Genomic DNA, 6971 nt, shown 5'->3' on the forward strand with positions numbered 1-6971 from the left:
CGGTAAAATTTGGAGTGGCAACAGCCTGCAAACAGACTGGCAAACGGTGTGTCCAAAGGGCGCTGATGATGAAGTTTATATAATTGGTAATCCACCTTTTTTAGGAACATCTGGACGTTCTGATGAACAGCGTGCTGATATGCAGGCTGTATTTAGCGGTTTCAAATCATTGGGTGGTTTGGATTTTGTTGCCTGTTGGTTTTGGAAAGGGGCGCAATATATCCAGAATAGTCGTGCTGAGTTGGCACTGGTGGCTACAAACTCCCTATGTCAGGGGGAGCAAGTAGCAACATTATGGCCTTCTATATTTGAGCTGGGGCTGAGTATTCACTTCGCTTACCCCACCTTTAGATGGGAAAACAATGCTCGTGATAAGGCTGCGGTGCATGTGGTCATTATTGGGCTATCAGGGGTGAGTAAGATTCGCCAACTTTATCAACAGGTTGACGGGAAGTGGCACAGTAAGCAAGTTAGTAATATCAGTCCTTATCTGGTTGAAGGTAGCAATGTTGCTGTCGAGGCGAGAATCAAACCAATTGTGAATGGCGTTCCTCCTTTATTATTTGGTAATAAACCTACTGATGGTGGACACTTGCTTATGACTGGTACTGAACGTGATGCTTTACTCAAGCAAGAGCCACAGGCTGCTCCTTGGATTAAAAAAGTGCTGGGTGCAGATGAATTCTTGAATGGGCAAGAACGTTGGTGTTTGTGGTTAGTAGATATAAACATCACTGAGCTTCAGTTGATGCAGCATGTTTACACGCGGGTTCAAAAAGTGGCTGAAATGCGCAGGAAAAGCGCAAAGATAAGCACACAAAAAAAATCAAACACTCCCCATCTTTTTGATGAAAACCGTCAGCCAACATCCGGCGATTACATCTTGATCCCTAGCGTCTCATCGGAGCGGCGAACCTATGTGCCTATCGGTTTTTATGATGCCAGTGTAATTTCAACTAACCTGAATTACATTCTTCCCAACGGCTCTTTATACGAGTTTGCAATATTAGCTTCGATAATGCACAACGATTGGATGCGATTAGTTGCGGGGCGTCTTGAAAGTCGCTACCGCTATTCCGCTAAAGTGGTCTACAACTCCTTTCCTTGGCCTGATGTGACGGATGTACAACGTAAGAACCTTATTAGCTTGGCCAAAACAGTGTTACTGATGCGTGAGAATTACCCAGAAAAAACGCTTGCAGAGTTGTATGACCCGTTAAAGATGCCCATAGATCTTCTGGAAGCCCATCAGGCCTTAGATAAGGCAGTTGATCGTCTTTATCGTGATAAACCATTCAAGGACTCAAGCGAGCGCTTAAGTTGCCTGTTAGAGCGCTATGAGTTACTGACTAAAGTATAAGGTTTGGTTCTGACAGCCATGGCATACGGAGGATTGCATTGTGGAAAATATTTTACAGGTTACGTACGGGCAGACCGGGCAAAGTGCGCGTCTTAATGATTTTGGTATGCGGGAAATGCAGGCACGAGCCTTTGAACAGCGCAACAACCCTTATCTACTTATCAAAGCTCCGCCAGCGTCTGGTAAATCGAGAGCATTAATGTTCCTTGCACTGGATAAGCTTGTTAACCAAGGTTTACGCAAAGCTATTGTCGCGGTCCCTGAAATGTCTATCGGAGGTTCGTTTAAAAATACTGAACTTACGAATCATGGTTTCTTTGCAGACTGGAAGGTAAAACCTGAAAATAATCTGTGCATTGGCGGTGGAGAGGCTGGGAAGGTTGAAGCCTTTAAACGATTTATGGCGAGTCCTGACGACATTCTGGTATGTACTCATGCCACCCTACGTTTTGCTTTCGATAAGCTGAACGTTGAATCGTTTAATGACTGCCTGGTTGCAATTGATGAGTTCCATCATGTCTCAGCGGATGAAAACAATCGTTTAGGCAATCTGATTGATGCTCTGATGAAAGGTTCTAATGCACATATTGTTGCAATGACTGGTTCTTACTTCCGAGGGGATACCGTACCCATTCTGCAACCCGAAGATGAAGCCCAATTCACGAAAGTAACCTATACCTACTATGAACAGCTAAATGGATACCAGTATTTAAAATCTTTAGGCATTGGCTACCATTTTTATCAGGGTCCATACATCAAGGCACTACCTTCAGTGCTGGATGCAAGCAAGAAAACCATCATCCATATTCCCAATGTTAATTCCGGCGAATCAACAAAAGATAAACATGCCGAGGTTGATGCCATTCTGGATGCGCTGGGTGAGGTGCAACAGCAAGAGCCAGATACCGGTATCTATCGAGTGAAACGCAAAAGCGATGGCAAATTGTTGCGCGTAGCGAATCTGGTTGATGATAACCCGGCAGAAAGACCGAAAGTACAGGCGTATCTGCGCAATATCCACTCTGCCGACGATATGGATATCATTATTGCGTTAGGTATGGCGAAAGAGGGGTTTGACTGGCCATTCTGTGAACATGTGCTGACCATTGGTTATCGCAGCTCTATGACAGAAATTGTGCAAATAATTGGGCGTGCGACACGGGATTGTGAAGGCAAAACTCACGCACAGTTTACTAACCTTATTGCTCAGCCTGATGCTCAAGATGATGACGTTAAAGTATCAGTAAACAACATGCTTAAAGCCATCACCACCTCGTTGTTGATGGAGCAGATCATGGCTCCAAATATTCAATTTAAACCACGATCTCAATGGACTGGCGAGCCGTTACCTGCCAATACGGTTCTAGTTGATGATCATGCATTACCAGTATCAGACAAGGTTCTAACAATCCTTAACGGCGGTAAAAACGAGATCCTGGCGGCGCTAATGGCGAATGAGCAGGTGGTTAAAGAGGCTATTACCGAGTCAACACCGCCTGAGGTAATTACTCAGGTAGTGTTGCCATCGGTGATACAAACGCTTCACCCTAACCTGACTGAATACGAACTAGAACAGGTTCGTAGCGGTATTTTGCAGAGTCTTTTTGTAGGCCAATGTGGTGGGTTAGTTGATGAAGCCGATTTGCCGTCGGATGCCATCATTGATAACGGACAAGGTCAGCGTTCCGGCAATTCGAATGATTCATTAAATGTAAACAATCAGTTTATAAAAATGGGTGATAAGTTCATCAATATTGAAAACTTGAATATTGACTTAATTGATGCGGTAAATCCTTTCCACGGTGCTTATGAGATTCTATCAAAATCAGTCACCGCGACGATGCTAAAAACTATTCAGGAAGCAGTCAGAGCGAATCAGGCGCAGGTATCTGAGGAAGAAGCTGTGATGCTCTGGCCAAGAATTAAAGCGTTTGCCAGTGAGCATAAAAGGGAGCCATCGCTGAATGCCAGTGACGCAATAGAGGTTCGTTATGCAGAAGCGTTAGCTTACATCCGAAAAATGAAACAACAGCGTATTGTGCGACAGGAACCGTAACTTATGCTCAGACTTTCACCTCTTCAAGTTCGTCAAAAAGTGACAATTGATGACATTTTTTCTGAACCAGACGATCTTGGTTTACTTATAGTCGAACCACTAAAAATATATTCCTCTACGGGTAATCTGCCTGTAAGCAGATTAGAAGAGATTAATGCATTTTATGTGGTTCATGGGCGTCCACCTCTACCCGATTCGGAGGAATTTAAGGAAACGTTGCTAGCACAACGTTTGAGGGCACTCAAGGATAACAAGCAGTATCGCGAGATGTTGCAACCATTTGATATTCATGGCTTACTCTCAGGTGAAAATAACGAGAATACCCTCGAATCATCTGTATCATTCTCTGTTCCTCCCGTCGAGGTTGATAGGTCGGAGTTGGTTACCTCTCTGGACGATATCTTTGCTGATGATGATGATGGATTGCTCTCGTTTTCTGAGCCTGATATTTTCACGTTAAAACATGTTCCTATTGAAAAGAAAACACAGCCTGACGAAATTGCCAAACGACAGCCGTGCCCTGATTTTTATCGATTTTCCCCACTGTTTGAGACAGTCCAAAATGGTCTGAAAACAGGGGCGTTTTCATTTGTTCGCTTTCGCCATGAGTTAAAAATTCATGAAGGTGATTTTTTTATCCTCAATGGGGTTATGGGCTATGTAGATAAAGTTGGTGAGCGATTGGAGGAATATGGACCTTGGAATGCCCGTTTGCATTTGGTGTTTGAAAACGGAACTGAGATGAATATGCTTTTTCTCTCGCTTACGCATGGTCTGGTACGAGATACAGAAGGTCGTAAAGTTGTTTTGAATGGACAGTTAATACGTCCTGATGAAGCTCCGGTTCCGACAGGATATGTCTATGTCCTCGCCACGCATAGCGACCAGCCAGCTCTTCAACGTTTTAAACCTGATTTGTATAAAATTGGCTTTACTGAAGGAACTATCGAAGAGCGCATCAAACACGCTGAAAAAGATAAAACATTCCTCGAAGCACCCGTTCGTGTAGTCATGACTACGCAATGCTTCAATATCAATACTCACAAATTTGAAACGCTTATTCACGGTTTTTTAGGTAAGCAACGGCTCAATATCACACTACGGGGTTTAGATGGACAAACTTATCATCCCCGCGAATGGTTCCATGCGCCTTTAGCGACAGTGCTCTCTGTGATCAAGTACATTCTTGACGGTACAATTTCGCAATATCGGATGGACAATACGACAGGGAAGATTGTGGCGAAGAAAGATACAGGTCATTCGTGAAACTGGTGGTAACCAATTGCCAAATGATTCGAGCATTCTGATTCTGTATAAGTTTTCTCCACATAACAAGTGTTGCTCTAGGAGATTTAAGCTGACACTACCCTAGGAATTGTAGCGTCAGCCTTCATCGGTAATCTCAGCGCAGCATCTGTTATTTAAGATTTGCGAGTGAATAAATCAATAACATTTGATTTTTCATCTTCTCTTACTGCAGGTGTCAGACTATTCTTGAGTTTAATTTTTGAATTAATATCAAGTAATGGTTTATCTGCTAAATATCCGCGCGGAAGAGAAAGAATATCTTCGGCATCAATACGTGACATGCTTAAAGTTTCAAGTAAGGTTGATTTAGAGAATGTGTTTGTTTCAAACAACAAATTGACACATCGAGGCAGTAATCTCACTGACTCTGGTTTGCGAAGATCATCAAGTGGCTCACCTTTTCTCCAGCCTCGAGCAGAAACGCTTTTATATAGGCGCTGGTATTCTAGCGGAGAGATGAGTTCCAATGATTTAGCTCTATGAATCATGGATTGAGCAGACATTCCCCAACGAGTTTTCAATGAAATAAAGTTCTCAAGCGTTGGGAACGGAGGTAATTCTACCGAAAATGCTTCCTCTGGTAACATCAAACATGCTGCAAATTTATGAGCTTGTTCCTCAATTGGTTTAAAATTGACAGAGTCAAGTCTTTCGACATATCTGTGCAACACTACGTGCCCAAGCTCATGTGCAGCGTCAAAACGACTTCTGTAATAATTATCTTTGTCACTAGCAAGAATAATGTAAGGACGATTCTCAGACTCATTCCATTGAGAATATCCATCCATCATTGCGCTTCCCTGTTCAAAACGAGAACATACAACTCCGGCATTTTCAATAATCAAAAGCAAATCGGTAATAGGGGCTATACCCAATCCCCACTGCTGACGGCATTTTGCTGCCATCAATTCGATCATTTCATCATCAATTGCACGATAATCTGTAACCTCTAAATGAGGAACATCTACTTCAGGATAATCAAGGTATTCCTGTAAAGTTGCAGAAACTTCCTGCAACCACCCCATGTAACACTCAGAAGCATTGCACAGATCTTTCGCTGTGTTTGCCATAGTTCTGAAGAAAACTGGATTGTTCTCTTTTTTCACCGCTGGTTTGATAAACCATGTGACAGGGCAGTTCAGAACCTGTCCCAAGATCGCAATGACTTCTGCATCGGGAGAATGGCTGCCATTCTCCCATTTTGTAATCGTAGAGGGGGAACGGTCAACCAAACGACCCAAATTAATTTTAGATAACCCTCGCGCTTCACGAAGCTGAGTTAACCTTTCCGGCTGAAATCCCGTTATACCCACTCTCATAATTTCACCACGTTAGCCTTCCTGTTCTTTCAGGCGTTTCTTCAGCTGTGGAATAACCTTGTCTGGTATGACCACAGCTTGTTCAGTATGGTAAAGCTCAAGTAACTCGCTTACTGAACGGTTAAAGTGATACCCCTTCATATTTGTAAAGGGAACGACAATTCTTAGGTCCAACATGTTATCTTGCGAATGACCGTGAGGTGGGTTGATATTTAAGACCAACATTCCTAGAGTGCCAACTCCACCTTCAGATTGATCACGTTCGCTAAATAAATCTGGCGTATATCCTTCAAAACTCTCGTTTAATTCTGCTAATAAAGAACGATGTTTTGCACCTCGAATGCACTTTTCATCATAGTTCAGTCCGATTCGACTAATCTTCACTCCTGCAGAATTTACTATGATGTAGCTCTCACCTTTAGGTGTCGTGTCCACGTCACAACAAACAATACCCGAGTTTTCTGCAGCTCTTCGAAAAGCCGCATTCAGTACATAATGTCGTGCTTGAGGGCGAAAGCGTGATTGTTCTGGCTCACCTAGTTTTGCGATGCTTCCCATTGTAAGCGCATTCGCAGCCACGTATGCGGTATGGAGTTCTTCTTGGATGTTAAGCCAGAATTCTCGCTGAAAAGCATTTACGATCAGTCCGCTAATGTCCTTTTGTACGTCATCTTTACTCATTTAGATACCCTGATTGCGTTAAGCAGATTTAATCATAGTTTTTTTTCGTTTTGACAGCAAGAAGAGATCATCTCTATGAGGTGCCTGAACTATTCGTAGAAAGAATGAGCCCAAGAAACTTGGGCACAGAGACGTTGCTTTCGCTCGCAATAGTGAATGTTTAGCTACGTGGTTTTGGGTATGTTGCGTTAGGCTTCATCTGTAGGGTAGCTGCTGCAATATGAACGAAACAGGCGTACGATTATGC

At 43.1% G+C, this 6971-nt stretch carries 5 protein-coding genes; 3 read left to right on the forward strand and 2 right to left on the reverse strand.

What is annotated here, in order from left to right:
* The 3 genes from ACOI7Z_RS26530 to ACOI7Z_RS26540 all read left to right on the forward strand — a co-directional run.
* A partial coding sequence (locus ACOI7Z_RS26530) for a class I SAM-dependent DNA methyltransferase (protein WP_420702481.1) occupies positions 1 to 1360 on the forward strand: 1360 nt, incomplete at its 5' end.
* A 40-nt stretch (positions 1361 to 1400) separates the two neighbouring features.
* Positions 1401 to 3416 (forward strand): DEAD/DEAH box helicase, encoded by a 2016-nt coding sequence (locus tag ACOI7Z_RS26535; protein WP_212744186.1) that lies wholly within the window; start codon positions 1401 to 1403, stop codon positions 3414 to 3416.
* A 3-nt stretch (positions 3417 to 3419) separates the two neighbouring features.
* Complete coding sequence (locus tag ACOI7Z_RS26540) at positions 3420 to 4682, forward strand: GIY-YIG nuclease family protein (RefSeq protein ID WP_137916309.1); 1263 nt, start codon at positions 3420 to 3422, stop codon at positions 4680 to 4682.
* Positions 4683 to 4837: 155 nt separating this feature from the next.
* Here the strand turns inward: ACOI7Z_RS26540 and ACOI7Z_RS26545 are convergent, their stop codons facing one another.
* Together ACOI7Z_RS26545 and ACOI7Z_RS26550 are read right to left on the reverse strand one after the other, a co-directional pair.
* Positions 4838 to 6043: a helix-turn-helix domain-containing protein gene (locus ACOI7Z_RS26545; RefSeq protein WP_048215044.1), complete on the reverse strand. Its 1206-nt coding sequence runs from the start codon at positions 6041 to 6043 to the stop codon at positions 4838 to 4840.
* Between the two features lie 12 nt (positions 6044 to 6055).
* Positions 6056 to 6724: a hypothetical protein gene (locus ACOI7Z_RS26550; protein ID WP_048215043.1), complete on the reverse strand. Its 669-nt coding sequence runs from the start codon at positions 6722 to 6724 to the stop codon at positions 6056 to 6058.
* Between the last annotated feature and the right edge of the window lie 247 nt (positions 6725 to 6971).

Origin of the sequence: Klebsiella sp. C283, from assembly GCF_048822555.1 — a bacterium.
Taxonomy (GTDB): Bacteria; Pseudomonadota; Gammaproteobacteria; order Enterobacterales; family Enterobacteriaceae; genus Klebsiella; species Klebsiella quasipneumoniae.

Bases quoted from the DNA above. Each gene is read 5' to 3' on its own strand.
- ACOI7Z_RS26540 (WP_137916309.1), top strand. From the start codon at position 3,420: ATGCTCAGACTTTCACCTCTTCAAGTTCGTCAAAAAGTGACAATTGAT.
- ACOI7Z_RS26545 (WP_048215044.1), bottom strand. From the start codon at position 6,043: ATGAGAGTGGGTATAACGGGATTTCAGCCGGAAAGGTTAACTCAGCTT.
- ACOI7Z_RS26550 (WP_048215043.1), bottom strand. From the start codon at position 6,724: ATGAGTAAAGATGACGTACAAAAGGACATTAGCGGACTGATCGTAAAT.